We start from the raw sequence: 25,214 nt of genomic DNA, 5'->3' as shown, positions 1-25,214 counted from the left end.
ATGAAGCGATTCATTGAGGGCGAGACTCGGACGCAGGTGACGCTGCTGCCGGAGTGCCTCGACGATTACGTCACCGAGACCAATCCGGTGCGCGTAGTCGACGTTTTTGTCAACGAACTCGACCTGGGCAGGTTTGGATTTAAAGGCGACATACCGGCAGACACTGGCCGACCTGCTTATCATCCTGCAATTCTGCTGAAGATCTACATCTACGGTTATCTCAACCGCATTCAGTCGATCCAGCGGCTGGAACGAGAAGCCCAACGGCAGTCAACAATCGCGACCGCAATTTCACCAGCGCCAAATTGAAGCGAGAATGGAAGAAGTTGAATCGAGCATCAACCGTTACCTGACGACACTCGATGCTGCCGACCGGCAAGACCCGACACCCTCTGAGTCCAAGGCTGTACAGCTTTTACAGTCCGCTGGACGTCACCCGTTGCGCCAAGCTAGTGCGGTTGATTGCAAGTTCGTCGCTTACATCAGGGCCGCGATAGACCATGGAAGTTTCATGGTGCACATAGTCGCCATAGCGCTGCGCACTCAGCCAATTGAACGAGCCGATACACAGCAATTCCTCATCGGCCATAACGATCTTGCTGTGCACCTTGTTGACCACGCACACCTGAACATCCCGCGTTTTCAGCGCGGCAATCGCGTCTTTGAATTCCGCAATTCTCTCGGGATCGCCCTCAGGCTTGGCACGTTTGATACCCGTGTTGAATCGCAGGTCGGTATACACCACCACTTGGACGCCGCGCTGCACCGTATTGCCCATGATGTCCATCGCGCCGCTTTCCTGCATCCATCGCAATTTCACCCAGGGCGTTACGATCTGAACCTGCTGGCGAGCCGTTTCCAGCGTGTGCATCAGAAACCGATCATGCTCTTCAACTTCATGCAGGTGGCTCAATCCGGTATGCGCCGTTTGTAAATCATCCCGGGGTTGATAATCGAAAATCAGCTCGTTCGCCGAATCTGCCAACAGAAACTGGGTCAAACGCCCACGCGGCTTGCTTTTCGGCACTTGGCTGAACAGGTCCATGTCGCCAAACACCAGAAAACTGTCCTTGGCCCGAGAAACGGCAACGTTCAGCATGCTGTCCTTGCGGTCGATAAATTCGCCATCGGCATGTTTGGAATAGACCGCCGAGAAGATCACCACCGGCCGCTCGGCGCCTTGGAATGAGTGAACCGTGCCGACAGTCATCTCGCCATCGCCTTTACCGGTCTTGATGCCCCGTGCTGTGCAGGCCTGAACGATCGCCTGCGTCTGTGCGCCGAACGGCGTGATCACACCGAGGATTTCCCACAGATCCTTCTTGTAGCGCTTTGTCAGCTCGGCTCCATTTGCTTGAATCCACGCAGCGATCGTCTGCGCTTCCAAGAGGTTATGACGGCTACCGCCATTGCTCTGCTGGCACATTCCATCAATATGCAGGTAGCCCAGCCCCGGCAAGCCACCTTCCGGTTTTCGCCCTCGTCGCGGTTGCAGCTTGCCCCTGTAGCAAAGGGCATTGCAGTAATCGATTATCGAGTCGTAGCAGCGACGGTGCTCATACAGATACATGCCTCGGGCGAGGTCATGATCGTAGTGATACCGACTGGTCGCCTGGGCGATGGCCATGACGCTGCCATTGGCCGCGCTACGGCCGCTATCGCAGAAGGCGGCATAGTCGTCATCGACTTTGTCGCGCGATAGCAGACCGGCGCTTATCAGGTTGCCGATATCGACCGCAGCCGGAATCGACCAGATGGGTTCGATCTGCTGAGTGTCGCCTATCACCAACGCGTGCTTGGCGAGCGCGAACGACGGCGCGGCGACTTCAGGAAGAACTTGGCCGGCTTCGTCGACGATCAGAAGATCAATGAAGTTCAACGCATAGTCATCGACGAAGCCGTTACCGTCGTGCCGCCTGCAGCGCAGTTCCTTGGGCAGCCTGAAGAAGGTGGCCACCACACAGGGCGTGAGCTTCATCCACCGCCGCCAGTTTTTCTCAAGGGTCTTGCGACCATTTTTGCCGCGGCTCATGAGAATTTCTGGCAGGCTTTCGGCGACGTCCATCAGCCAACGGCCTTCCCAATAATGGGTAGTCAGCAGGAAGATTTCGAAACGCAGGGAAGTGTCCGCCCAGCTGTCGCAGTCGTTGAGAGTCACCTGGGCAGCAGGCCTGTCGGTAGGAATCGGCAGAACGGCAATCACTGCTTGCCAATTCAATACCTGACGTTGCTCGGCTTGCAGCAATTGTCGGGCCTGCTGCAGTTGGGCTTCGAGTACTTCCTGGGCCTTGCTGGCTTGAGCCACGGCGGCCGTCAACCGGGTTTCGATTTCGCAAACACTGGCGGCGTTTTGCAGTTCGGTGTTGGCCTCATCGAGGTGTAATTTCGCCAAGCGCAGACGTTTGCCAGCGACCGGGCCAAACCAGCCGAACAGCGTGTAGATCAGCGGCTCGTGGGCCAGATAGTGTTTGAAATCCTTCAGACGTGCTTTCGCGTTCGCAAGCTGTTCGGCCTGATTGAGGTGCTGCGCGTCAATACGCGCGATGCCTGCCTGTGGATCATCGCTCAGCAGTGCCTGGATGGCTTCGCGGGCGTCGACCAGTTTGGCCCAGGCCTGCTCAATATCAGTGAGTTGCTGCTGTCGCGAGCGGATCGCGGCCTGGAGCTGCTTGACCGCACCTTGGACGCTCGGGCTCAGATCATCGGGGAAGGCGATGACGGCTCGGGCCAGGTAGGCCTGTTGCGCCTTGTCCAGATAGGCCTGCGACTCAAGCTCGGTGAAAAAGCTTTTGGTCTGGTAGGTGCGGGCCATTTCTGCTTCGGCCGAAGACTTGGGAAAGTAAGCGCCGAAGCTTTTGATATCGGGCAGCCAGCGCCCCGCAAAGGGGCCGCTCCCTTCTGAGAAGTCCTTGCCGAACGCTTTGATGATGTTGGTCACGGCTTGGTTGTTGGTGGAACTGGCCACGATCACTGGCGGCTCGCCACCGGCCACTGCGGCCTTGGCCCAGAGCGAGGCGACGACCGAAAGCAGCAAGGTGGTTTTACCAGTACCCGGCGGCCCGTTGACGGCCAGCACATCCCCCGCATCAGCGACGAGGAGATGAGCCAAGCCATCACGTTGGGCGGGCGCCAAGGCATATTCGTTCCCGGCATGGCCAAGTCGCGCGGCAAACTGGCTATTGGCGGGCAAGCAAACTTCGTCAGGGCTAGAATCGCGCTGAGCGAAGCGGTCGAACAGGGGTGCGTCGGGCTTGCTGTCGCGCAAGTGGTCGTAGAGGCAGACGATATTGCGGCTGAAGCCGTCAGCTTTGTCTTCCTTGAACAAATAGCAGAAGTTGACCAGGTCGAAGCCATCCTCTGCCCCCTCCCAGCCGCTGGTGACCTTGCGGAACATTTTCATGCAGAACTGCAGATAGGCATTCCACTTGTCGCGGTGCTGGTCTGCGGTCAGTTCTTCACCCTCGGCGGATGGATCGAACTGCGGCACGTCTTCGGCGGACAAAAACGCGTCCAAATCGACTTGGGCACCGATGGCGAAATTGTCGCGGTCCAGCGGTTCGAGAATGTCGCGGGGCATCAGGGTTTGCGATGTCGGATAAAGACGACCATCGTGGGCGACTAACACTCGACATATAACCGGGGTGATGAACGCTGGCAGACCGTTGCGGGCTTTGCGGTGCTCCAGGCGTGACTTGTAAACCAAGGGCCGCAGGGTGATTTCTACGCAGGGTAATTCGGCGGGTTCGTTGGCGAATAACAGGCTCACCTGCTCTGCCGGCACACACCCTGCGAATAAGGCCTCAATGGGTAAAGCGGTGAGTTTTTCGGCTTGGCTGGAGGACAAGGCGCCGTTGCCATTTTCGGCATCGGCCAAGGAATTGCGCCAGTAGTTCGCGAGTTTGAAGGAATAGTCGTTCATCGTCCTGATTCAATGCGGACCGTGACTCACTGTGACGGTCGATGGATGGTGATTGGGCCGAGGGTAGCGTGTTGGGTGGGGAATGGCCAATCAGGACATGCTGCGGAACGGGATACTCCAAGGCTCTAGCATCGGTGTCAGTGGGTTGTATTGATAAACAATCTCCCCGAGAATCGAAAACTTACTGAATAGCCCCTGGTTTCATAGACAGCTTGGAAGGCTGCTTGGGGGCTGCGGAGCTTCGGTTTCAAGCTCTACGGTTCCGATTTACCAAGCCCTGGGTTTTCGCGTATGTGGAATCCAGGTTGTTCAGGTTGCAATGCGCTGGGGCATTCCAAGGCCTCGGGGAATCATGCCGATGGTCAACGTGGAAGCTTTCGAGTCAGTGCAGATCGCAAGTGTCGCAACCAACAGAGTCGTCAAGCAAAAAGACGGGGACATACTTAATAAAGATCGAGAAAAACGCATTAACGAGATAATGAATTTTCTTGGAAGCCAGCTACCCATTCAGCATATGACTATCAGTGATTAATCAATCAACCCATGCAGGTCAATCGAGCGGGTTAGTGTTTACGCCTTAAGCGACCACCCAGCGCCCCCCTCTTTGTTTCGCAAAGAGGGGGTATGTGACCTGAACGCCGGCAAAAAGTGCGAGCAGGTGAATTATTCAGTGTCTCCTCAGGGGCATAGTTTGAGTGCTACGCCCCATATAATTGATTGACTGCGCATTGTATTGGGGTGGAGGTTTTTATGAATTACATACCATTGGAGAAGTCCGGCTGATACATATCGATATCGTTACGCACTGTTTGCAACGTTTTATCGTAGCAACACAGCATATGCAAAGCCCAATCGGCACGCGCCCGAAGGCGAATGTCATTTTCGTCTTGAGGTTCTCCATTGTTCAGCATACTTTCAACTTGCCTGACGATCAGTTGTTCCGGGAGGTAGGTGATCCGGCAATTTTTATAACTGGACCCACGTAACTCAGCGATAGGATAGGCGCCCCCTAATCCGGCCGAAACCCCCACCAATAGCGCTGGCTTATGTCCCAATTCGGCGAGACCGGCGTAAAGGAAGAAATTTTTTAAGGCTGGGCAAGCCATGCCGTTCCACTCCGGACTGATGACGACCAGCGCTGTTGCTTTTTTAAGAATTGACTGCTGTTTGCTCCAGACGTTATCAGTGTCTTTCTCCGGCCAGGGTGGTAGCCGGCTTGATGCTAAGTCTATTAAGTTTATTGACTCGCAAAGTTCGAGTCTTTCTAATCGGTCGCGCAGATAATTGGCGACCTTGACCGATTGACTGTCTGATCTATTCGATCCAGACAGCAGAACGATATGACTACTCATCGTGCCACCTTCTGCTCAGCAGTCACAGTCGGTGCCACGCAGCGGGATCGAACAACTGGCCAGAATAATTCCTCTTTCCAACTGATCGGCGACAAGTGCTCGATACCATAAGCCGGTGGACGACGGCGCGTAATCTTTGCCGTCCCGAACAGTACATCCCAAAGAAACAACATATTGCCAAAATTACCTTTGTAATGCGTGACGCCATCCTCAGCCGTCAAACCGTGATGTGCAGAATGAGTGGATGGCGTAGAGAAGGTGCGCTCCATTATCCAGACAAGAGGCCGCAAAGCAGGAATGCGGTAAAGTTTATCGTCCCAGGCGACACTGCTGTGCGCCGCAAAAATCACGGTCATTTTCAAGATCAAATAAACGTAATAAACCGGTGCGAGACCAAGATAAATTAGCATACCGGACAGCCAGATGCCCGGCATCAGTAGATAGTAAAAACTGTTATTACGATAGACGATGCGAATACTCATGTAAGGTGCTGAGTGGTGAGCGCGATGCAGGGCATATAGCGCGGGGACGCGGTGAGTCAGGCGGTGCCACCAATACTGGGTCATGTCATCCAGCAGCACAAACAACACAAATCCGGCAATCCACGGGATCCCGGCCAACGCGTCTTTCATATTTGGCAAAAGCTGATTTAAGATCAAACCGCTTAGCCACATCACCAAAGGGAACGTGATGGCTACCATTATGCTAGACCCGATGACCTCAATCAGCACGTCACGTTTGCTGCTTGACGATTGGCGAAACGATTCGCAGGCAAGCTCTATTAACACGAAGGCAAGGAAAATTCCGGCGACGATAAAGGTTGGGTTGCTGGCGAGCATTGTTGTATTCATGGCACTCTCGATTTAGGCCCTTGCGGGCAATGCCAAATAATTAGAAACCAGGAGTACGGCGCCTCCAATGCGTGAAACGGACAGAATTGAGCTAGAACCGGCCAATCGCTCGAACCAGCGTTTTCATCGCGGCAGGCTCGGCCAGGTGTTGGAGCGTTTTCTCGACAGCCACGCCCAGCATAAAGGTGCAGATTACAGCTTGGTGGAGCTGGATCAGCTATGGCGTGAGGCGGCGCGTATTGACCCCGCCATTGGCATGAAGCTGTTCACACTGTTCACACCTCAGGACTGGCACGTACTGGCTTATCTGTGCCTGTACAGTCCAGACGTTGCCTCTTCAATGCAGTACTGGGCTCGTTACGCACCGCTGGCATCGGACACAGACAGTGTCAGGTTAGTGAATGACGAAAACGGCTTCGGGTTAGAGCTGGGCATCGACGCACCGGGTGAGCTGAGGCGCTATCTCACCGAGCACTACGGCGCCATGTATATAACCCTACTGCAACGCGGAACTGGCCAGGAAGTTTGTCCCGTGCTGGCAAAATTCACCCATTCGCGTCCGTCGTATTACAAGCAATACGCGCAATCGTTCGGAGAGCGTATTGAGTTTGACTGCCCGGCTAACTGTTTTTACTTTGATTCGCGTAGCCTGGGTCTTCCGATGCTGACTCGGCATAACGGTATGCTGGAACTGCTGACTCAGGAACTGGACCGGCGAATTGCAGTGTATCGAAATTTCAGCGGCTGGGCCGCCAAGGTGGCGGCTGGGGCGCGACGGGCAATGTCGCGAGGTGAACCCCCGACTCTGGAAAACCTGGCAGAGACCCTTCACCAGACACCGCGCACATTACGTAGACGCTTGGAAGAGCAAGGCACGACGTTCCGGCAGTTGCTTGATCAGGTTCGCGCAGAACTGGAATTGCATCTTGAATTGCAGGGAGAATCTCGAGCAGAGATTGCTGACCAGTTGGGCTATAACGATTTGACGGCCTATCTCCACGCCCGTAATAGATGGCGCGTAAAAGTGTAAAGGGGCGATTGAATAGCCGCGGGGTGTTTACCGCCCCTACCCGTTCGTCAAACGCCGAACGTCAGCCCCTTGGCAATTACAAGAAAATCAAAAAAACCTTATTCGGTTAAAACCACAAAAATTTGAAATATTCAATTACGGCGGTTGCAGGAGCTGAGTGCAACACGGTTATTGAATTGAAGACGGTGCAGCATGATACATACCCATCACCTCAGTAAACACTTCAATCGGGTATTTGAAGCCAAATCGCTTACGAGGGCGAATATTCATTTGATAAGAGATGGCGTCCAAGCCGATTCAAATCGTCGCGTTTGGAGCTAGCCAGACCGCAGGGAAAATTGTCAGTCGGGACCAAGCATACTCATCGCAACTGGAGCGGCGATTGAGAACAGAAGGTTTTAATGTAAATGTCGTAAATCAGGGTTCAAGTGGCGACACAACAGAAGATGAGCGCAATAGGCTGGAACGCGCAATTCCGATCGGCACAGACATTGTCCTCTTCCAACCGGGAACCAACGACTGCGGCCGCACTGTTCCAGGCATGAGGGTCGGTGACGTGCTTCCCATCCTCTTCCATGCTGCGGGTCTTGAGCTCGTGGACAGGACCACTGACTCGCCTTGATACTCGGAGGCGTTGATCAGGCGATCAAGCCACTCTTCGAGATGAAAACCACTGACGAACGCCACGTCAGCCTTTTTCAAGGCCTGAGCGTCAGCCGGGGTCGGCTCGTAAACATGAGGATCACCATTGGGCCCGGCTACTGGATTTGACGCCAGTGGCAGGTTTCACCAAGCTACGGCCCTCGAATCGTCCATCTGGAACACATTGCGTGATTAACCACCGTTTTCACTGGCGCAGGCTTTTACTCTGCGCGGCTCCCCTCATCGCCCTGCTGGCGGGTTGCGATGGCGGCGCCCAAAAGACAGAACCACCTGCGGCAGCCACCTATGTCATCGGCAACTGGGACGATCTGCCCGCCGTCAGCGATAGCGACCTGCAGGCTGGTTTCAACGCCTGGTATTCAGCGTGCGCACGACTGGCCAGTGATCCCGTCTGGAAAGGCCCATGCAGCGCAGCCACTCAGGTGCCACCCACCACCACCGCGATTCGCGATTTTCTCAAGACACAGCTGCAGGTGTACGCCCTGCGTTCGGCCGACCGCAGCAAGCACGGACTGATCACCGGGTATTACGAGCCTATCTATCGGGGCAGCCTCGAACGTACCGAGGAAACTGCAGTGCCGGTCCACGGCGTTCCCGACGATCTGGTGGTGGTGGCGCTGGACAGCCTCTACCCCGAACTCAAAGGCAAACGCCTGCGCGGTCGCCTCGAAGGCCGAACACTCAAGCCCTATGACGATGCAGCCACCATTGCACGCCAAGGTGTGAACGCCCCTGTGCTAGCGTGGCTGAGCGACCCAATGGACCTGCAGTTCCTGCAGATCCAGGGGTCTGGCCGCATCCAACTGGATAACGGTCAGCAATTGCGCATTGGTTACGCCGACCAGAACGGCCATCCCTACAAGCCGGTGGGCCGCTGGCTGGTCGAGCAGGGTCAACTCAAAAAAGAAGACGTGACCATGGGCCGGATCCACGACTGGGCCCGTGCCAACCCGGATCGGGTTCCGGAGTTACTGGCGAGCAACCCTAGCTACGTATTCTTCAGCCGACGACCTGACAGCAATGAAGGCCCGCGCGGCTCATTGAACGTGCCGCTGACGGCGGGTTACAGCGTGGCGATCGACCGCAAGGTCATCCCCTTGGGCAGCCTGCTCTGGCTCTCCACCACACGCCCTGATGGCAGCGCGGTGGTACGGCCCGTCGCCGCTCAGGACACGGGGGGCGCCATCGCCGGCGAAGTTCGCGCCGATCTGTTCTGGGGCACCGGCACCGAGGCCGGTGAGTTGGCAGGCAACATGAAACAGCAGGGCGAGATCTGGCTGCTGTGGCCAAAAGGGGTTGCGTTGCCTAACGCGCAATAACGGCCGGACCTGAGGCACTAATCAGCCCTGTTATCGCGTAAGCGCCTGGTGCCCTGAAACAGGGACACCCATTAGCCGGTCTCAACTCAAGCCTAATGGGTGTCCCTTTTTTATCAACGCTTTCTCGACGGAAACTAGTGCTTGCTGACCGCTGCTGCCAGTAGCGGAGCAGCCTGTTCATCGGTCAGTGCCGGGTGAATCTCCATACTCATGAGGTCATTCCACTCAAGCACCCATTTCTGCATCAGCGCAAGATCACTGGTTTCTGCGACGCCAACGCCCGTCATGCGACCTATGGCATGCCAGCGTCCCAGCATGGTCACGCCTGCGGGTGGAACGGCTCCTGTTTTGAGAAAACGCTCAATCGCGCTATTACGACGTTCGGGACTGATTGACCAACTGACAATGAATAGCATCTGCCACCTCCTGATAGGGATTGGCACCTGTTCTTCTCTTCACGCACCTGGCTGGCGCCGCGACCACGGCCACGCGTCTGTTCCCGGGCCACACCCTGGCAGGCCTGAAACGACTGCTCCCATGGGAAGGAATAGCAGCCTCCCGAGCCTTGCGTATGACCGCTGATCCTCTTTCCTTGAATCTACCTCACCCAGCGCAAGCGCCAGATCTGCCGAGGCAGCGACGAAGAGCAACTGCGTATTGCTTAGAGGCGGATGACACTTATTGATCGCGACCACCGCCGAACAGGTTTCAGTCACTCAAGCCTGACGGTACGATTCTGCGGGTGGAATCTTACGCCAACGACAAGCTCCGCGAGAACATGAGCCCCGTGGAACGGCGGTACTACGTCGCCTCAACCTTTATCTGCACACCGAACTCGCAGTCTCAGGAGGTCGGTCACGCTCCAGTTCATCGATGGCAGGGGAATGCCTGCTTAGCTGACCCGTGAACGGCTAACCCAGCTGATCAACCATCACCGCGTTGGTATAGATTAAGCTGCCATCACTCGCCCGATGCCCGACCAAATGGAACTGACCGCGTTGGTCACTCAAATAGACGCGCAATTGGCAATCGGAGAGAGGGCCGTATCCCTCCGGGAGGATCAAGTCGATCGAGCTCATATCGACATCGACCATGACTTCAGGCTCGTGGGTCTTCTGTAAGTGTTCTTCGGCTTGCTCTAGAAGCAAATGGACGGGTCCACTGACGTAAAAATGGATCTCCCCCACAGGGGTGGACTTTTGCTCGCCGCTGATTTTGCACCAGCCTTCGATCGTCAGGGCATTCATGACTAAACCTCCTGATGTGAACCATTGGAAACTGTATGGACTCATTGAGTATTACGACAACATGCGGACGCTCAAGGTTTCAAAAAAACCTCAGGAAGAACCGCAGTGAGGGGGTCATGTTCGTACTCCTATGCCGGAAACCGCGCATCGTGATTGATTCGCGGCGTCGGATGCGGGCATGTACTTGCACCGGTCAGCGAAACCCTGAAACAGGGCTTCGCATCACTCATTAATAGCCCAGTGAAAGTCCCGAGCCCTGCCGCGGATCATTCGCGCCATAGAAACGGTTCTTGCCGACGGGTTTTCCGCCGAGCGAAGGCGCTCCGACTAAAATCGCCGCAACATGGTTGAACGGCTGTGGACCGGTGAACTGCTGCCCCCAACCTTCGAGAATTTTCTGGGTATCAGGGCTGACAGCGAACGCTTCAAGATTGGTCTCTTCCGGCAACCACTGCTGATGGAATCGTGGGGCATCGACCGCTTCCTGAATGTTCATGCCGTAGTCGATCACATTGAGCATTGTCAGCAATGTCGCCGTGATAATGCGGCTACCACCTGGGGTGCCGACGACCATCACGGTTTTTCCGTCCTTGGTGACGATCGTCGGACTCATTGAAGACAGGGGTGTTTTCCCTGGAGCGATAGCATTCGCCTCACCTTGTACAAGACCATACATATTGGGAACGCCCACCTTGGAGGTGAAGTCGTCCATCTCGTCGTTGAGGATGACCCCGGTCTTGCTGGCCATGACCCCCGCACCAAACCAATCGTTCAGTGTGTACGTCACCGAGACTGCGTTGCCCCACTTGTCTACGATCGAATAGTGCGTGGTGTTGTTGCCCTCGTGAGGAGCCACCCCCGGCTTGATATCGCGAGAAATACCGGCTTTTTGCGGATTGATAGAAGCACGGAGCTTCGCCGCATAATTTTTATCCAGCAGGTGAGTCAGCGGATTTTTGACAAAGTCGGGATCGCCCAGATAGCTGTTGCGGTCGACATAGGCGTGCCGCATGGCCTCAATCTGGTAGTGCAGCCCCTGAGCCGAATGGAAACCAAGGCTTTGCATTGGGTAGCCATCAAGGATATTCATGATCTCGCAAATAACGACACCGCCCGAACTCGGCGGCGGAGCCGAGACGACGTGATACCCACGGTAGTCGCACTCGATAGGCGCTAGTTCGCGGGTCTGATACTTATCAAGGTCGGCCTGGGTGATGATGCCCTTGCCCGCCTGGCTTGAAGCCACGATGGACTCGGCAACCCAGCCCTTGTAGAAGCCGTCGGTACCCTTGGCGGCAATTTCCCGTAGCGTCTTGGCCAAATCCTTTTGCACCAATTTCTGGCCAACCTGCATCGGCTCGCCTTTGCTCAGGAAGATCGAACCTGAGTCGTGCATATCTTTCTTGAACTCGTCGGTGGCGGTTTCAAGCAGGTCGACATCACCCTGCTCAAGCACGAAGCCGTCCTCGGCGTACTTGATTGCCGGCGCGATGACCGTGGCACGCTTCATCGTGCCGTATTTCTTTAACGCCAGCTCCATGCCTGACACGGTGCCCGGGATGCCGACTGCCAGGTATCCCTTTGTGCTCAGGTTCGGGATGACGTTGCCATCCTTATCGAGGTACATGTTCGCAGTGGCCGCCATGGGTGCCTTCTCGCGAAAATCGAGGAAGGTCTTGCGGCCATCGGCCAACTGGATGGTCATGAAACCGCCGCCGCCAAGGTTTCCTGCCGCAGGATAGACCACCGCCAGCGCATAACCGACCGCCACCGCCGCATCGACCGCGTTGCCGCCGTCCTTGAGGACATCGACACCGACGTGGCTGGCCAGATGCTGGGCCGTGACTACCATGCCGTTCTCTGCGGCAACAGGGGCTTGCGAAGCCGCGTGTACACCGATGGAACCAATAACGAATGCCGTCGCAATGAGCGATCTGGCAAAGGGTTGGAACTTCATGGGCCAATTCTCTTGTTTTAAGGTAAGGGAAGGCTGCGTGGGCAGTTGCCAAAGTCCCGACTCTACAGCTCTCATCCAGTGCCAATGCCAAGAGACCTTGCAGCGCCACGTTCGATCAAATGGCAAGATGCCAACAGCCAAGAGACTGTAGGTCAGTTTTGACTCGCCCGCCCCGCTTTCCACAACGGCACAGGCAAGAGGAACCACACAAGTGTCTTGCTCGGCAGCCTCCAGCCTCCAGAAACGAATCACGTTCACCGTCCAAAGCGCGCTATCCGGACGTGTAGAACCCCTGAATATCGAGCTGACCTTCAACACGTTCAGCGATTTCAGCGATTTCAGCCCGGAGAAAATCCTGAGCCAGGTCCCTGAGTTGCAGGATCTTTCCAGTGACCAGGTCCATGCCCAGATCAATCTGATTCTTCACAGTAAACCGCTGCAAGCCCTTGAAGCATCATGGCGCGGACTGCACCAACGGATCATGAATACAGAGTCGGGGCCTTTGCTGACGTTGCGCCTGCTTGACGTGACCAAGGAAGAGCTGCGCCTTGACCTGGAAAGCGCCGTCGATTTCGACCAAAGCCTGTTGTTCCCGCGGGTGCCCAAGCATCGAGATAGCTCCTTGGGTGGCGGTCCGTTCGGTGTTTTGACGACCTGGACCGGCCACGCGAGTTATCAACGATATTCGAGAGCATCGAGTGCATGGACTGGCTGGCGTTCCGTGACAGCGAGAATTCGCGCTACGTCGCCATGGTGGTGCCGCGCTATCTGGCCCGCTCGCCTTACGATGCGCAGAACTGTCCGGTGCCGGAGATGCCGACCTTCACTGAAGACGTGCATTTGAACGACGTCAGTCAAGCCGATGATCCAAAAGCAGACCCCTGCACAGACCTGGACAAGTTTCTCTGGGGAAATGCCGCCTGGCTCCTGGCCCAGCGCATCACTGAAGCGTTCGCCCAGCACCACGAGTGTGCCGCCATTCAGGGCATTGAGAGAGGAGGGTGAGCGGTCTGCCGGTTTATGCCTTCAACACCCGCCTTGGCTCGCTGCTGCCTCACATCCTGGGGACCTCCCGCTTTGCCCACTACATTGAAGCGATCTGACCGTTTCGATCAGGGTGGAGGTTGAACTACCTGGATAAACGTCCACCCTCTCGCCCTTTCAATCATCCAGCGCCTTGGGTGGCACGCCGGGTTTACCCGGCTTATCAGGCTTGCCCGTACGAGTTGACGTGGCCTCGGGCGCAGGTGGCGGTGGCGGTGGCGGTGCCGAGGTCTCTTTTTCTTGCACGGGCAGCTGGTCGATAGTGCTGAAAATCTCCTTTGGATCGATGGGGCCGGAGTGTTCGATCTTCTTCTCGCCGTCCTTGCCCACCAGAATAACCTTGGCCTGGGCGCTGGCGCCCAGCTTCAGTTCGCGGATCAGCGCCATGGTAGTTTGCGCGTCCAGGTCCTTGCCGTTGCGCTGGCCGATGGTGTTGACCACGGTGTAGAGCACCATGTTGCGTTCGGCGAAGGCCGCGCGGTTGGCAGGCTCTTCCAGGGCTTTTTTCAGGTTAACCAGCGTTGGGTCCACGGCACTGGGGGCGATGATGATCAACGGACGGGATCGTCCGCGATCCTGAGTCAAGGGGGCATCGCTGTCGGCAGCCAGCACCGGACCGACGCTAGCGAATAGCATGGCAAGGATCAGTGACCGGATGAGCATACGCATCTCCTTTTTCGATACCACGCATCGTTCGTTGAGAATTGCATCCGTGCGGCCTCAAGCTCAAGGCGCATCCGGCTGCACTGACCTGAAGCTTAGGCCAGAGTGCCCATCACGCAACCACGCCCTGAAGATGCTTTGGTTTCAATGTCGCTCACGGCAGCACAAAGTCAACGATGCTCGGTAGCCCGCCATTGGGCAACCGTGGATTTTCCAGAGCCGGACGCTCCAGCGATGGCCAACCTGGCTTACACCCAGCCCATTGAGAATCCCTTCGTGAGTATACGGAACTGATCCAACCCGGGTAGGTGGTTAAATGGGTCATCAGAGGCCCGCTGCCAGCGGTCACTCTGATGACAATCAGCATCAGGACTAAAGCCTATATCCGGAAACTGCCCACCAACTGTTTAAGGCGACCCGCCTGTTGCTCCAGATCAGAGCAGGCGCGCAACGTTGTCTGAAGGTTTTCCACCCCCTCCTGATTGAGCGTGTTGATCTCGGTGATATCCATGTTGATCGCCTCGACAACGGCTGTCTGTTCTTCGGTAGCGGTAGCGACCGACTGGTTCATACCGTCGATTTCGCCGATGCGTTGGTTCACGCTGCTCAAACGCTCCCCCGCAAGGTTGGCAACGACGACGCTGTCCTGACTATGGCGCTGGCTTTCAGCCATCGTGCTGACCGATTCACGGGCACCGACTTGCAGCTCGTCGATCATTTTCTGCACCTGTTGGGCCGATTCCTGAGTGCGATGAGCCAGGTTGCGGACCTCGTCAGCCACCACCGCAAATCCACGTCCGGCTTCCCCTGCCCGCGCTGCTTCAATGGCCGCATTGAGCGCCAGCAGGTTGGTTTGTTGAGAAATGCTGGTGATCACTTCGAGAATCTGCCCGATGTTCACGGTTTTGCTGTTGAGCGACTCGATATTACTGCTGGAGGCGCTGAGCATCTCGGACAACTGATTCATCGACTGAATGCTTTTATCGACCACCTGCTGACCTTCCCCGGCCAATTGCCGCGCATCGCTGGCCTGACGGGAAGCTTGCGCCGCATTGCGCGCGATCTCCTGCGCCGCCGCGCCCAATTCGTTGATCGCAGCTGCGACGCTGTGGGTACGATTGGCTTGTTCGTCCGAGTTGAGCATTGATGAGTTGGAGGCGCAGACCACCCGCGTTGCCACCTCGTTGAGGTGTTCAGTGGCCGAGGACACTTCGCGGATAGAGCCGTGAATTCGCTCAACGAAACGGTTAAATGCGGTACCCAGAATGCCAAACTCATCCTGAGTCTGGATGGTCAGGCGCTTGGTCAGGTCACCCTCACCATCGGCGATGTCCTGTAGGGTGCGGGTCATGACATACAGGGGCTGCATCAGAAAACGGATCAGCATGCCAAGCAACGCAATGATGATGACGACCGCGATGATGGTCGCGACAATCGCAGAGGCCCGGAACTCGCTCAACATTGCGTAGGCTTTATCCTTATCCACGGACAGGCCGATGTACCAGCTAACCGAGGACAGGCCTTTGATAGGACTGAAGGTGACGATACGGGTTTTACCGTCGACCTGGACTTCACTGATATTGCCGCTGATCGGTGGCGTGTCTTTCGGGTAAATGTCTTTGAGGGTTTTCATCACAAAGGCTTTGTCTGGATGAACCAGAACTTTGCCGTCGGAGCTGACCAGAAAGGCATAACCCATGCCGTCGAAGTCCAGCGCGTTAATACTGTCGGCAATGGTTTTCAGACTCAAATCACCACCCACTACTCCAAGGTTTTGACCGGCCTTTTGCACGGCATCAACAATGGAAATCACCAACTCGCCAGTTGCCAGATCAATATAGGGTTCAGTCAGTGCCGAAACGTTGCTGCCTTGCGCACCTTTATACCAAGGCCGTATGCGTGGGTCGTAGCCGTCCGGCATCTTGCTGTCTGGCCGTATAGTAAAACTGCCATCCGAACCGCCGAGGTAAACGCTCATAAAGCTGGAAGTGAGGGCTTTCTGGTTGAGCACATTGCCCACGTTCGTTGCGTCGGGATTAAGCGCAACAGATTGCGAGAGGTTTTCAATGAGCAGGGTCCGCCCGTTCAGCCAGGTCTGAATGTTGCCTGCAGTGGCGCTACCCATTTCTTGCAGGTAGTTCTTCAGATCGGTGCGAATCGCATTGCGCTGCAAGTAATCGTTGTACAGGGTAAAGAGTGCGAAGGTTGTAATCACGATCAGCGAAGCGGCCAGCAGAATTTTATGGCTGAAGCGCAAATTGTTATTCATGGCGTCTAGTGTCCGCTCGGGTCTTCATGACCAAGGGCTCCCTTTCTCCGAAAGAGCGCGAAATGGCCATTATTTTTTGGAGGGCAAACCGGTTATTCCTCCGTTCCCTTGAGGAGCATCCGCGTTCTTCAGTCTTTTCTGGGCTATCGCTTCTGTATCGACAGCAACGAACTAAAGATTAACCAGAAATGTAAAAAATAATGCACAGCCATCGCGCGTGCTGACACTTGGCTTTTTTCAGACGAAAACGCACACAAACAACGTGCAGAAACAGGTTGCAAAGGGTGCTGGAGGGATAGCTGGAGGGGATGAAAAAGATTTGGTAAGGTACTGGGAGGACCAGCTTTGCCCACGTAGCGCTTTTGGGCAATGAGCTGAAAATCTAGCGAACCGCATGATGATCGCGGCACCGGAGCAGCGACAATGCAAGCTGCGTGCCTTGATTAATCAGAAGCGTGCAAGCCAGCGCTCAACGGCCTGAAACTTGCACCTTAAAGGAAGTGGCTCCACGACCTGGACTCGAACCAGGGACCCAATGATTAACAGTCATTTGCTCTACCAACTGAGCTATCGCGGAATGTGGTCTATGTTACTGATTGAAAAGGGCAAGTCAAGCCTTCGGTAAAAATTTCCTTGCCCTGTCTGGCCAAAATCAGATGACCCCACAGGCCATGCGACCACCGCCACCACCCAGCGGTTTTGGCGTGTCGGCATGGTTGTCGCCCCCGGCATGGACCATCAACGCATGGCCATCAATGTCGGAAATCTTTTTGATCCGCGGCGCGAGCACCGGATAGGTCGCGGTGCCATCGGTATTTACGTAGATCGCAGGCAAATCACCCAAGTGACCTTTACCGTATGGCCCAAGGTGTTTGTTGGTGCCCTGCGGATCGAAATGACCTCCGGCCGCCTCTGCCGCAGACTTTTTACCGTCTTTCAATGCGGCCTCACAGCTGCTGTTCTGATGCACATGAAAACCATGTACCCCAACAGGCAAGGATTTCAGGTTGGGCGTGAACAGTACCCCATATTCTGTTTCGCTAAGCGTAACCGAGCCAATGGCCTGAGGCAGACCGTCAGCGCTCACCAGATTCATCGAAACTTCTTTCGACGCGGCTTGGGCAACGCCGCACGACATTGCCCCCATCAATACCAACCAGCCATACAACTTCATGGTGCCTCCAGGGTTTATCGAAAAGAGCCTGGAGTATAAGAAGGAACACTTGTCAGCGGCCCATCTTACACATGACGACACGATGAACTTCAGCCTGGAAAGTTAGCCTTGAGTGCCTCAAGACCACCGTTATAGACACCGCTGAACAGCCCGACGGCTTCTGCATCGGTCACGCCGGCCGGGGTGAAGCTGCCCGACCATTCGACCTGAGTCACCTGTTTGCCCGCCACTTCCCGGACCTGCACCTTCGCCAGATAATCTGTAACCGGAAATGGCCCCTGATCAATGGAGTAAGTGTAGGTGCGCGCCTTGTTATCGAAAGTCTGGAGTCGTTCGACAATCACCGCGCCGTCGTCAGTCTCCAGGTGACGCACGCGCCCACCCTCACTCGCTTCGCTTTTGGCAATGAACGGCAACCAGTCGGGCAATGAGTTGAACCCCCCTATCAGCTGCCAGACTTGATCGGCAGTTGCTGGAATTTCGATCGTTGCAGACGCTTTAGCCACGGTATTTCTCCAAGCAGGATTCGATGGATTGGGAAAGGCTCAATTGAACAGGCGGCTAATATCATCAATTTCAGCCGCACGCTGAATCACAACGCTCAGCAACACAGCGCCGGGTGAAATCCACTGCCTTGTCACAGCACCATACCATCATGCGCAACGATCACCCGTGCCGGCAGTTGATGCGCCTCATCCAGCAACCAGGCATCCAGCGTGTGGCCAATATGGGTCAACACCGCTTGATGCGGCTGCAGGTCGGCGATGCAAGCCAGCGCCAGGTTGAGATCGTTGTGGTTGCGGGGTGTCTGGGCTTGGGGGGGCATGGAGCAGTCCAGCACCAATACATCGAGGGGCTGGCATTGCAGAAAATCGCGAGTCGACTCTGGCAGGCCGACGGTGTCGGTGAGGTAAGCGATGCGTCGCCCCTCACCTTCAAGCAGGTAGCCCAGCGTGGGCTTTGAATGCATCAACGGCACCGCGGTCACGCTCAGGGCACCGAACTGCCGCGTTTCAAAGGCAGCAAAGGGCCGACTGAAGTCGAGAATACCCGGGTGTTTGTACAGGTCGGAAAAGCCTTCTGGATCGACCGGCCCATGTACCGGAATGACCCATCCCTGGCCCCAACGCAAATGCAGCAGGCCTTGTGCGTGGTCCGCGTGGTAATGGGTTTGCAGGATGCCGTCAAAGCTGCGCGGCGGGAAACGCTCGGTAATGTCGGTCAGGCCCGTGTCGATCAGCCAGCGTTGGCCGGCGCATTCAATCAGAGCGCTACACGGTAGACGGCGCAAACGCTGGTCCGAGCGTGCAGCGGCGCACGCCGGGCAGTCGCAACCGTAGACCGGTACCTGACGCGCATCGCCGGTGCCCAGCAAAGTCAGGTGCATGCGGGCTCTTTACCTATCAGTTGCAGCAGCCGCTCAAGGGTCTGTTCGATGGGGCCGGAGTTATCCAGCAGCCACAACGCCTTATCCTCAGCTGCCATCAAGGCCGCAGCGAAATCGGCATTGCGCGCCAATCGTGCTTCGATCTCCGGCAGTGATTCACGACCACGGGCCTGCAAACGCTGACGTAACACGGCCTGATCCACCGTTAACAGCAGCGCGAGCAACCTCGGATAGCGTTGATGCACTTGAGGCAGATAAGCACGCGAGCCGTTGACCAAAACATCCAGCCCGGCCTCCAGCCATTCGTCGATTTCCTTTGGGATCCCGTAGTGCAAGCCATTGGCTTGCCAGCTCAAGGCGAACGCTCCCTCGTCTTGCATCGCCATGAACTGCTCGATGCTGACCGCTTGCGCCGCCTCACCGACCGCTTCAGCCGAACGGGTGATGACCCGCCGCACGATCCGGCAGCCCTGATCGGCTAACGGCTCACGTGCAGCGTCGAGCAGGCTGTCCTTGCCCGAACCTGAAGGTCCGATGAGATAGATCAACCTGCCCGCCATCAAAACACCCTCTTCGCTTGTCGCCAAACCTGTTGAATCACCGGTAATCCGTCCTGACGTCTAGCGTGAATCAGGTCGGCACGCAGCCCGACCCGGATCTCACCCCGGTCATTGAGCCCGGCGGCCTGGGCCGGGGCGCGACTGACCATGCCGACGGCTTGAGGCAGATCACAATCGCTATGCCGCTGGTCTTCGTTCCGGGCAGCCAACATAAATGCCGCCTGCAACAGACTGGCCGGATAATAATCGCTGGAGAGGATATCCAGTAGTCCTTCTTTAGCAAGGTCGGCCGCCGCCACATTGCCCGAGTGCGAACCGCCACGCACGATGTTCGGTGCGCCCATCAACACCCCCATGCCCAGACGATGGGAGCCCCGTGCTGCTTCCAGGGTGGTCGGGAACTCAGCGATGGTCATCCCGTAGCTGGCCGATTCTTCGACGTGCGCCAGGGTCGCATCATCGTGGCTGGCCACCGACAGACCGCGTGCCAGGCAATCCTCGACAATGGCGCGCCGGTAACGGCTACTGAACTCACGGGAGTTAGCCATCTGGGTGACGATGAACGCGTCCATCTCGACCGTCGTCAGGTGGTACTTACCCATGTAGTACTCGCGGTACTTGGACTCCAGAGCGAACTGACGCTGACCTGGCGAATGGTCCATAACCGACACCAGTTGCACCAGCGGATTCTCCACCAGGTCGCGAAACACGCTCAGGGTATCCGGGTGACACAGTTCACAACGCAGGTGCAAACGGTGTTCGGCGCGGGTCAGACCGGCGGCATTGGCCGTAGCGATAGCGTCGAGCATCGCGGGCAATTTCTGCATGCGATTGCCCTTGGGGTTTACGTCACCGATGGACAGCGCGTCGAACACCGTTGTGATGCCCGCAGCCACGATCTGCGCGTCATGGCTGAGTACAGCCGAGGTCGATGGCCAGTCAACACCGGGGCGCGGCGTCATGTGTTTTTCCAGGTTATCGGTGTGCAGCTCGATCAAACCCGGCAGCAGGTAATCACCTTGCAGGTCGTGTGCTTGAGGCAGCCTGCTTCGGCCCTCGTCCACCTCGACGATCAGGCCGTTGCGCAGCACCACCGTGCCGTTGAAAACCTGATCGGCGGTGACCAGTTGCGCGTTGCTAAGGATCTGTTCAGTCAGCATGGCAGTGATTCCTTTGCCGTCGGGGCATTCGGGGTCATGTCGAGATGGCGGTCGGCGACCGCTTCACGGGCAGCACGGTCGTGAAAAATACCGATCAAGGCAGCCCCTCCCGCTTTGGCTTCGTTCATCAGTTCGAGTACAACCTGACGATTGGTGTCATCCAGTGACGCCGTGGGTTCGTCCAGCAGCATCACGGGCCAGGCAACCATGAAGCCCCGAGCTATGTTCACCCGCTGCTGCTCGCCGCCAGAGAAGGTGCCGGGCGCCAGCTGCCACAGGCGCTGCGGAATATTCAGTCGTGCCAGCAGGTTTTCTGCGCGGGCCTTGGCCAACGTCTTCGACCAGCCTCGCGCCAGTGCCGGCTCCATGACCACGTCCAGACTGGCGACACGCGGGATCACCCGCAGAAACTGGCTGACATAGCCAAGGGTTTGCTGGCGTACGGCCAACACATCACGCGGTTGGGCCCCGACCAGTTCCAGCCAGCCACCTTCATGTTGCACCCGAATGCTGCCACCCGCCGGTAGATAGTTGCCGTACAGCGTGCGCAGCAAGGTGCTTTTACCCGCACCGGACTGCCCATGCAGCACCAGGCATTCGCCTGCATTGACGGTAAAGCTCAGGCCGTCCAGTACGTTGAGCACCACACCGTTCTGCTGATGTAGCGTAAAGGTTTTCGAGAGGTCGCGGACCTCGATCAGCCTGTTCATCAAGCACACCCCAAAAAGACGACGGCGGCCGGGGATCGCCCGGCGAATGGACGGATCACGGTTGCAGCACCGAAGACACCAGCAGCTGCGAATACGGATGCTGCGGGTCATCAAGGATCTGATCGGTCAGCCCGGCTTCCACTACGTTGGAGCGCCGCATGACCATCAGCCGGTCGGCCAACAACCGCGCCACGGCAAGGTCATGGGTGACAATCACCACCGCCAGGTCCAGCTCCCGTACCAGACCACGCAACAGGTCAAGCAAGCGCGCCTGGACCGAGACGTCGAGCCCCCCTGTCGGCTCGTCCATGAACACCAGGCGCGGACCGGAAACCAGGTTGCGGGCGATCTGCAAGCGTTGTTGCATGCCGCCAGAAAACGTACGCGGCAGGTCGTCAATGCGCAGCGGGTCAATTTCCACCTGGGTCAGCCAGTCGATTCCGGCGGCCCGCAATTGCCCATAGTGACGTACGCCTTGAGCCATCAGTCGCTCACCGATGTTGGCGCCAGCCGACACGCCCATGCGCAGGCCATCGCGCGGACTCTGTTCCACAAACCCCCATTCGGTGCGCAGCAAAGTGCGGCGTTCGGCTTCGCTGGCGCTGTAGAGGTCGAGCCAGTCGCCCTCTTTACGTCGATACGCGACGGCACCGCTGTCGGGCGGGCAACGGCCGCTGAGCAAGGACAACAAGGTCGATTTGCCCGAGCCGGACTCGCCGACGATGCCCAACACTTCGCCGGGGTACAGGTCGAAGCTCACGTCCTGACAGCCTTTCTCCGGCCCGTATAAACGCGACAGACCCCGTACTTCGAGCAGCGGCTGCGCACGGTCGGCTTGCCGGTCCCGCAACCGCTGGGAGTGATGCACTGGGTTGTTCATTGACCGGCCTCCTGTTCGCTGCTGCGCTGGGCGCAATAGTCGGTGTCCGAGCAGACGAAGCTCTGGGTGCCGGCGTCGTCGAGGATCAGTTCATCCAGATAAGAGTCGCGGCTGCCGCAGATCGCGCAGCACTCTTCCCACGTCTGGATTGCAAACGGGTGATCTTCAAAATCCAGACTCACCACCCGGGTGTAAGGCGGCACGGCGTACAGGCGCTTTTCACGACCGGCGCCGAACAGCATCAACGCTGGGCTCATGTCGAGCTTCGGGTTGTCGAATTTGGGAATCGGCGACGGGTCCATCACATAGCGATCATCGACCATCACCGGGTAGGCGTAGCTGGTGGCGATGTGGCCGAAGGTGGCGATGTCCTCGTAGAGTTTCACGTGCATCACCCCATAGTCGTTCAGCGCGTGCATGGTCCGGGTCTCGGTTTCCGACGGTTCGATAAAGCGCAGCGGATCCGGGATTGGCACCTGATAGACCATGATCTGATCCGCGTGCAGCGGGGTTTCCGGGATCCGGTGACGGGTCTGGATCACTGTTGCTTCCGGCGTGCGCTCGGTGGTCGCAATGCCAGCGGTGCGGGCAAAAAATCGCCGAATCGAGACCGCATTCGTGGTGTCGTCCGCGCCCTGATCGATGACCTTGAGCACGTCATCAGCCCCAAGAATGGCTGCGGTCATTTGCATGCCACCCGTGCCCCAGCCATACGGCAGCGGCATTTCGCGGCCGCCGAAGGGCACCTGATAACCGGGAATCGCCACGGCCTTGAGCAGGCCGCGCCGAATCATGCGTTTGGTTTGCTCATCGAGATAAGCGAAGTTGTAGGCCTCGTCGCGCACAGGACGGTCATGCGTCACGCTGTTCATTGCTGACTCTCCTGCACAGTGGCCTGCACGGCTGCGGGCTTGCGCAGCTTGCGGATCAGTTCCAGCTCGGACTGGAAGTCGACGTAGTGCGGCAGCTTGAGGTGCGATACGAAACCGGCCGCCTCGACGTTGTCGCAATGGCTGAGGACAAACTCCTCCTGCTGCGCCGGCGACTGGATTTCTTCGTTGAACTCCTCAGCCCGCAGTGAGCGGTCCACCAAAGCCATGCCCATGGCTTTACGCTCGGCATGCCCAAACGCCAGACCGTAGCCTCGGGTGAACTGAGCGAGTTCCGCGCCAGAGCCAACGAACTGATTAACCATTTCGCACTCGGTCACTTCGAGGGTGCCGATGGCGATAGGAAAGCCGAGCTCTTCCGGTTCGATCCAGACCTCCACTTCACCGATGCGGATTTCCCCGGCGAACGGGTGATTGCGTCCATAACCGCGCTGGGTGGAATAGCCCAGCGCCAGCAGAAATCCTTCATCGCCACGGGCCAGGGCCTGCAAGCGCTGGGCACGGCTGGAAGGGAACTCCAGAGGATCACGTGTGATGTCGGCAACGGCTTCGCCACTGTCACTCTCAGTTTTGATCAAGCCTTCCTTGGCCAACAAACCGAGGACGCGCGGGCAAGGTTCGAGTGTCGCGCCCTCCTCTACGTGCGGTCCCGGATGTTCGCCTTCAGCCAGCAATGTGAAGTCCAGCAAGCGATGGGTGTAGTCGAAGGTCGGGCCCAACAGCTGCCCACCCGGCACATCCTTGAAGGTTGCGGATAAGCGTCGGCTCAGTTGCATGACCGAGGTATCAATCGGCAGGCTGGCGCTGAAACGTGGGAGCGTGGTGCGATAGGCGCGCAGCAGGAAGATCGCCTCGATCAAATCCCCGGCGGCTTGCTTGATCGCCAGGGCGGCCAACTGCTCGTCGTACAGCGATCCCTCGCTCATCACTCGGGCCACGGCCAATGGCAGTTGCTGACGAATCTGCTCGACTGCCAACTCCGCAATCGTGGTGTCACCGCGGCGCTTTTTCGCCAACAAACGGTGGGCATTGTCGATGGCCTGCTCGCCACCTTTTACGGCTACGTACATCAGGCAAACTCCTCAGCCAGGGTTGTTGGATTCACGTGGCTGATGCGGGTATTGCGCGGCAGACCGATGACGCTGTGCCCGGCGAGAAAAAACGCATCCAGCCCTCGGGGGAAATTGTTGTGTGCGTCGCGCTCGCTCCAGAACCCGTCAGACAGTGGCAAGGCGACCCGGTTTTCGTGTTGGATGCCCGGGCCGCGCCACGCCAGAGGACGCCCGCCATCGAGCTGATCCAACTGGATCAACAAGGTGCAGGACTGATCGGGGTAACGGTCATTGCCCGGATCGAAGCCCTGTAAATCACCAAGTTCGCTGTCATCAAGCAACGCAAAACGTGCCTGTTCACGACGGCTGACCATCGCGCAGCCACAGTGAAAGGTCAGGTTGGCGCGAATCATCGGTGTATCGAATGCCGGCGCCAGCCACAGCGGCGTGTCGACATCGAGCAGCGCCAGACACAGCGCGTAGCTCGCTGGCGCCAGCCCTTCCAGCGGCGGAGCCTGTTCCAGCGGTTGGGCCACACCCGGCCCAGCCAGGGCCTTGAGCGCCGCACGGAAGCTGCGCTGAGCGTCCAGCACCGGGTCGGCGAATGCCGGTTGCAAAAGGGTTGTACTCATCAGTCTTCTCCTCGGACCAAGGTAAAGAACTCGACCTTGGTCGCTGCGGTTTCAGCGTCTTTTTCGGCGCGGCGTGCGGCGTGGGCACGGGCCAGGGGTTCGATCAACTCACTCAACCAGCGCGCCTGTTGCGGGCCTTGCAGATGCGCGTCGGCCAACGCGGCCAGTTCGGCATGAGCCTTGTCGCGCCCGGCCAGATAGCTGTAACCGGTGCGCCCATCCGCCAGGCGCACTACACAGCGGGTCACGCTCATCTCACCGACGTTGAACGGCGCACCGGTGCCGCCCATGCGCCCACGGACCAGGGTCATGCCGATTTCCGGAGCGCGAATCAGTTGATATTCGGTGTCACGCAGGGCCGCTTCATGGCCACTCAATTCGCCACGGTGGGCACGGGCGAGTACGCCGATCCACTGTTGTCGGGCTGCGTGCGGGGCTACAGGAGCGGAACTCAT

At 57.5% G+C, this 25,214-nt stretch carries 21 protein-coding genes, 1 tRNA gene and 7 pseudogenes; 6 read left to right on the top strand and 23 right to left on the bottom strand.

Annotated features, from left to right (window positions below):
- Positions 1 to 415: pseudogene (locus RGU44_RS04205) on the top strand (transposase); the annotation flags it as partial.
- Here the strand turns inward: RGU44_RS04205 and RGU44_RS04200 are convergent.
- The 3 genes from RGU44_RS04200 to RGU44_RS04190 form a co-directional block, all read right to left on the bottom strand.
- Positions 416 to 3,919, bottom strand: coding sequence for an AAA domain-containing protein (locus tag RGU44_RS04200; RefSeq protein ID WP_322215779.1), 3,504 nt, complete (start codon positions 3,917 to 3,919; stop codon positions 416 to 418).
- A 755-nt stretch (positions 3,920 to 4,674) separates the two neighbouring features.
- Positions 4,675 to 5,271, bottom strand: coding sequence for an NADPH-dependent FMN reductase (locus tag RGU44_RS04195; protein WP_322179613.1), 597 nt, complete (start codon positions 5,269 to 5,271; stop codon positions 4,675 to 4,677).
- A complete protein-coding gene (locus RGU44_RS04190; protein WP_322179614.1) occupies positions 5,268 to 6,122 on the bottom strand; it encodes a sterol desaturase family protein in 855 nt (284 codons plus the stop codon). The genes RGU44_RS04195 and RGU44_RS04190 overlap by 4 nt, the downstream gene beginning before the upstream one ends.
- Positions 6,123 to 6,189: 67 nt before the next feature.
- On the opposite strand from RGU44_RS04190, the gene RGU44_RS04185 reads away from it, so the two are divergent.
- The gene (locus tag RGU44_RS04185; RefSeq protein ID WP_322179615.1) at positions 6,190 to 7,152 is read left to right on the top strand and encodes an AraC family transcriptional regulator ligand-binding domain-containing protein; all 963 of its coding nucleotides are present in this window, start codon (positions 6,190 to 6,192) and stop codon (positions 7,150 to 7,152) included.
- Between the two features lie 168 nt (positions 7,153 to 7,320).
- Here RGU44_RS04185 and RGU44_RS04180 read toward each other — a convergent pair.
- A pseudogene (locus RGU44_RS04180) lies at positions 7,321 to 7,443 on the bottom strand (IS30 family transposase); the annotation flags it as partial.
- Here RGU44_RS04180 and RGU44_RS24910 point away from each other — a divergent pair.
- Positions 7,433 to 7,636 (top strand): annotated as a pseudogene (locus RGU44_RS24910) (SGNH/GDSL hydrolase family protein); the annotation flags it as partial. The pseudogenes RGU44_RS04180 and RGU44_RS24910 sit on opposite strands and share 11 nt — an antisense overlap.
- 39 nt (positions 7,637 to 7,675) lie before the next feature.
- Here RGU44_RS24910 and RGU44_RS04175 read toward each other — a convergent pair.
- Positions 7,676 to 7,908, bottom strand: a pseudogene (locus tag RGU44_RS04175) (metal ABC transporter solute-binding protein, Zn/Mn family); the annotation flags it as partial.
- A 77-nt stretch (positions 7,909 to 7,985) separates the two neighbouring features.
- On the opposite strand from RGU44_RS04175, the gene RGU44_RS04170 reads away from it, so the two are divergent.
- Positions 7,986 to 9,134, top strand: a complete 1,149-nt coding sequence (locus RGU44_RS04170; protein WP_322182728.1) for a murein transglycosylase A — start codon at positions 7,986 to 7,988, stop codon at positions 9,132 to 9,134.
- Between the two features lie 134 nt (positions 9,135 to 9,268).
- On the opposite strand, the gene RGU44_RS04165 is transcribed toward RGU44_RS04170, so the two are convergent.
- Positions 9,269 to 9,550: a DUF3303 domain-containing protein gene (locus tag RGU44_RS04165; RefSeq protein ID WP_322215776.1), complete on the bottom strand. Its 282-nt coding sequence runs from the start codon at positions 9,548 to 9,550 to the stop codon at positions 9,269 to 9,271.
- A gap of 290 nt (positions 9,551 to 9,840) precedes the next feature.
- Between RGU44_RS04165 and RGU44_RS04160 the strand changes: the two are divergent.
- Positions 9,841 to 9,990: pseudogene (locus RGU44_RS04160) on the top strand (SAM-dependent methyltransferase); the annotation flags it as partial.
- A 55-nt stretch (positions 9,991 to 10,045) separates the two neighbouring features.
- Here the strand turns inward: RGU44_RS04160 and RGU44_RS04155 are convergent.
- On the bottom strand, positions 10,046 to 10,381 hold the full coding sequence (locus RGU44_RS04155) for a hypothetical protein (RefSeq protein ID WP_322179617.1): 336 nt from the start codon (positions 10,379 to 10,381) through the stop codon (positions 10,046 to 10,048).
- A gap of 229 nt (positions 10,382 to 10,610) precedes the next feature.
- Complete coding sequence (gene ggt / locus RGU44_RS04150; protein WP_322215774.1) at positions 10,611 to 12,338, bottom strand: gamma-glutamyltransferase; 1,728 nt, start codon at positions 12,336 to 12,338, stop codon at positions 10,611 to 10,613.
- Positions 12,339 to 12,549: 211 nt separating this feature from the next.
- Here ggt and RGU44_RS04140 point away from each other — a divergent pair.
- Positions 12,550 to 13,343: pseudogene (locus RGU44_RS04140) on the top strand (type VI secretion system contractile sheath domain-containing protein).
- Between the two features lie 156 nt (positions 13,344 to 13,499).
- Here the strand turns inward: RGU44_RS04140 and RGU44_RS04135 are convergent.
- From RGU44_RS04135 to phnG, 15 genes and pseudogenes are all read right to left on the bottom strand, one after another.
- Positions 13,500 to 14,045, bottom strand: a complete 546-nt coding sequence (locus RGU44_RS04135; protein WP_322215771.1) for a DUF4174 domain-containing protein — start codon at positions 14,043 to 14,045, stop codon at positions 13,500 to 13,502.
- Positions 14,046 to 14,424: 379 nt separating this feature from the next.
- On the bottom strand, positions 14,425 to 15,189 hold the full coding sequence (locus RGU44_RS24905; protein WP_407074629.1) for a methyl-accepting chemotaxis protein: 765 nt from the start codon (positions 15,187 to 15,189) through the stop codon (positions 14,425 to 14,427).
- Between the two features lie 93 nt (positions 15,190 to 15,282).
- Positions 15,283 to 16,314: pseudogene (locus tag RGU44_RS24900) on the bottom strand (cache domain-containing protein); the annotation flags it as partial.
- 501 nt (positions 16,315 to 16,815) lie between these two features.
- A tRNA-Asn gene (locus tag RGU44_RS04125) sits at positions 16,816 to 16,891 on the bottom strand.
- A gap of 75 nt (positions 16,892 to 16,966) precedes the next feature.
- Complete coding sequence (sodC, locus tag RGU44_RS04120) at positions 16,967 to 17,488, bottom strand: superoxide dismutase [Cu-Zn] SodC (protein WP_322179621.1); 522 nt, start codon at positions 17,486 to 17,488, stop codon at positions 16,967 to 16,969.
- Between the two features lie 89 nt (positions 17,489 to 17,577).
- Positions 17,578 to 17,994: an SRPBCC family protein gene (locus tag RGU44_RS04115; protein ID WP_322215769.1), complete on the bottom strand. Its 417-nt coding sequence runs from the start codon at positions 17,992 to 17,994 to the stop codon at positions 17,578 to 17,580.
- Between the two features lie 131 nt (positions 17,995 to 18,125).
- Complete coding sequence (gene phnP / locus RGU44_RS04110; RefSeq protein WP_322179623.1) at positions 18,126 to 18,875, bottom strand: phosphonate metabolism protein PhnP; 750 nt, start codon at positions 18,873 to 18,875, stop codon at positions 18,126 to 18,128.
- Positions 18,866 to 19,435, bottom strand: coding sequence for a phosphonate metabolism protein/1,5-bisphosphokinase (PRPP-forming) PhnN (gene phnN / locus RGU44_RS04105; RefSeq protein ID WP_322179624.1), 570 nt, complete (start codon positions 19,433 to 19,435; stop codon positions 18,866 to 18,868). The genes phnP and phnN overlap by 10 nt, the downstream gene beginning before the upstream one ends.
- Entirely contained in the window at positions 19,435 to 20,595 is a 1,161-nt protein-coding gene (locus RGU44_RS04100) for an alpha-D-ribose 1-methylphosphonate 5-triphosphate diphosphatase (protein ID WP_322215767.1), read from the bottom strand. Before RGU44_RS04100 ends, phnN begins: the two co-directional genes overlap by 1 nt.
- On the bottom strand, positions 20,589 to 21,305 hold the full coding sequence (gene phnL, locus RGU44_RS04095; protein ID WP_322179626.1) for a phosphonate C-P lyase system protein PhnL: 717 nt from the start codon (positions 21,303 to 21,305) through the stop codon (positions 20,589 to 20,591). Before phnL ends, RGU44_RS04100 begins: the two co-directional genes overlap by 7 nt.
- 55 nt (positions 21,306 to 21,360) lie before the next feature.
- Positions 21,361 to 22,185, bottom strand: a complete 825-nt coding sequence (phnK, locus tag RGU44_RS04090) for a phosphonate C-P lyase system protein PhnK (RefSeq protein ID WP_322179627.1) — start codon at positions 22,183 to 22,185, stop codon at positions 21,361 to 21,363.
- Positions 22,182 to 23,057: an alpha-D-ribose 1-methylphosphonate 5-phosphate C-P-lyase PhnJ gene (locus RGU44_RS04085; protein ID WP_322215764.1), complete on the bottom strand. Its 876-nt coding sequence runs from the start codon at positions 23,055 to 23,057 to the stop codon at positions 22,182 to 22,184. The genes phnK and RGU44_RS04085 overlap by 4 nt, the downstream gene beginning before the upstream one ends.
- On the bottom strand, positions 23,054 to 24,145 hold the full coding sequence (locus tag RGU44_RS04080; RefSeq protein WP_322179629.1) for a carbon-phosphorus lyase complex subunit PhnI: 1,092 nt from the start codon (positions 24,143 to 24,145) through the stop codon (positions 23,054 to 23,056). The genes RGU44_RS04085 and RGU44_RS04080 overlap by 4 nt, the downstream gene beginning before the upstream one ends.
- Positions 24,145 to 24,759 carry a phosphonate C-P lyase system protein PhnH gene (gene phnH, locus RGU44_RS04075; RefSeq protein ID WP_322215762.1) on the bottom strand — a complete coding sequence of 205 codons (615 nt, stop codon included), beginning with the start codon at positions 24,757 to 24,759 and terminating at the stop codon, positions 24,145 to 24,147. Before phnH ends, RGU44_RS04080 begins: the two co-directional genes overlap by 1 nt.
- Entirely contained in the window at positions 24,759 to 25,214 is a 456-nt protein-coding gene (gene phnG, locus RGU44_RS04070) for a phosphonate C-P lyase system protein PhnG (RefSeq protein WP_322215760.1), read from the bottom strand. Before phnG ends, phnH begins: the two co-directional genes overlap by 1 nt.

This window comes from Pseudomonas sp. 5C2, assembly GCF_034314155.1.
Taxonomy (GTDB): Bacteria; Pseudomonadota; Gammaproteobacteria; order Pseudomonadales; family Pseudomonadaceae; genus Aquipseudomonas.
This window is presented reverse-complemented; position numbering and strand designations above follow the sequence as displayed.

Bases quoted from the DNA above. Each gene is read 5' to 3' on its own strand.
- phnN (WP_322179624.1), bottom strand. From the start codon at position 19,435: ATGGCGGGCAGGTTGATCTATCTCATCGGACCTTCAGGTTCGGGCAAG.
- RGU44_RS04135 (WP_322215771.1), bottom strand. From the start codon at position 14,045: ATGCTCATCCGGTCACTGATCCTTGCCATGCTATTCGCTAGCGTCGGT.
- RGU44_RS04190 (WP_322179614.1), bottom strand. From the start codon at position 6,122: ATGAATACAACAATGCTCGCCAGCAACCCAACCTTTATCGTCGCCGGA.
- RGU44_RS24905 (WP_407074629.1), bottom strand. From the start codon at position 15,189: ATGCTCAACTCGGACGAACAAGCCAATCGTACCCACAGCGTCGCAGCT.
- phnP (WP_322179623.1), bottom strand. From the start codon at position 18,875: ATGCACCTGACTTTGCTGGGCACCGGCGATGCGCGTCAGGTACCGGTC.
- RGU44_RS04165 (WP_322215776.1), bottom strand. From the start codon at position 9,550: ATGCTATTCATTGTCAGTTGGTCAATCAGTCCCGAACGTCGTAATAGC.
- RGU44_RS04200 (WP_322215779.1), bottom strand. From the start codon at position 3,919: ATGAACGACTATTCCTTCAAACTCGCGAACTACTGGCGCAATTCCTTG.
- RGU44_RS04080 (WP_322179629.1), bottom strand. From the start codon at position 24,145: ATGTACGTAGCCGTAAAAGGTGGCGAGCAGGCCATCGACAATGCCCAC.
- phnH (WP_322215762.1), bottom strand. From the start codon at position 24,759: ATGAGTACAACCCTTTTGCAACCGGCATTCGCCGACCCGGTGCTGGAC.
- phnG (WP_322215760.1), bottom strand. From the start codon at position 25,214: ATGAGTTCCGCTCCTGTAGCCCCGCACGCAGCCCGACAACAGTGGATC.
- RGU44_RS04100 (WP_322215767.1), bottom strand. From the start codon at position 20,595: ATGCTGACTGAACAGATCCTTAGCAACGCGCAACTGGTCACCGCCGAT.
- phnL (WP_322179626.1), bottom strand. From the start codon at position 21,305: ATGAACAGGCTGATCGAGGTCCGCGACCTCTCGAAAACCTTTACGCTA.
- sodC (WP_322179621.1), bottom strand. From the start codon at position 17,488: ATGAAGTTGTATGGCTGGTTGGTATTGATGGGGGCAATGTCGTGCGGC.
- ggt (WP_322215774.1), bottom strand. From the start codon at position 12,338: ATGAAGTTCCAACCCTTTGCCAGATCGCTCATTGCGACGGCATTCGTT.
- RGU44_RS04195 (WP_322179613.1), bottom strand. From the start codon at position 5,271: ATGAGTAGTCATATCGTTCTGCTGTCTGGATCGAATAGATCAGACAGT.
- RGU44_RS04185 (WP_322179615.1), top strand. From the start codon at position 6,190: ATGCGTGAAACGGACAGAATTGAGCTAGAACCGGCCAATCGCTCGAAC.
- RGU44_RS04085 (WP_322215764.1), bottom strand. From the start codon at position 23,057: ATGAACAGCGTGACGCATGACCGTCCTGTGCGCGACGAGGCCTACAAC.
- phnK (WP_322179627.1), bottom strand. From the start codon at position 22,185: ATGAACAACCCAGTGCATCACTCCCAGCGGTTGCGGGACCGGCAAGCC.
- RGU44_RS04155 (WP_322179617.1), bottom strand. From the start codon at position 10,381: ATGAATGCCCTGACGATCGAAGGCTGGTGCAAAATCAGCGGCGAGCAA.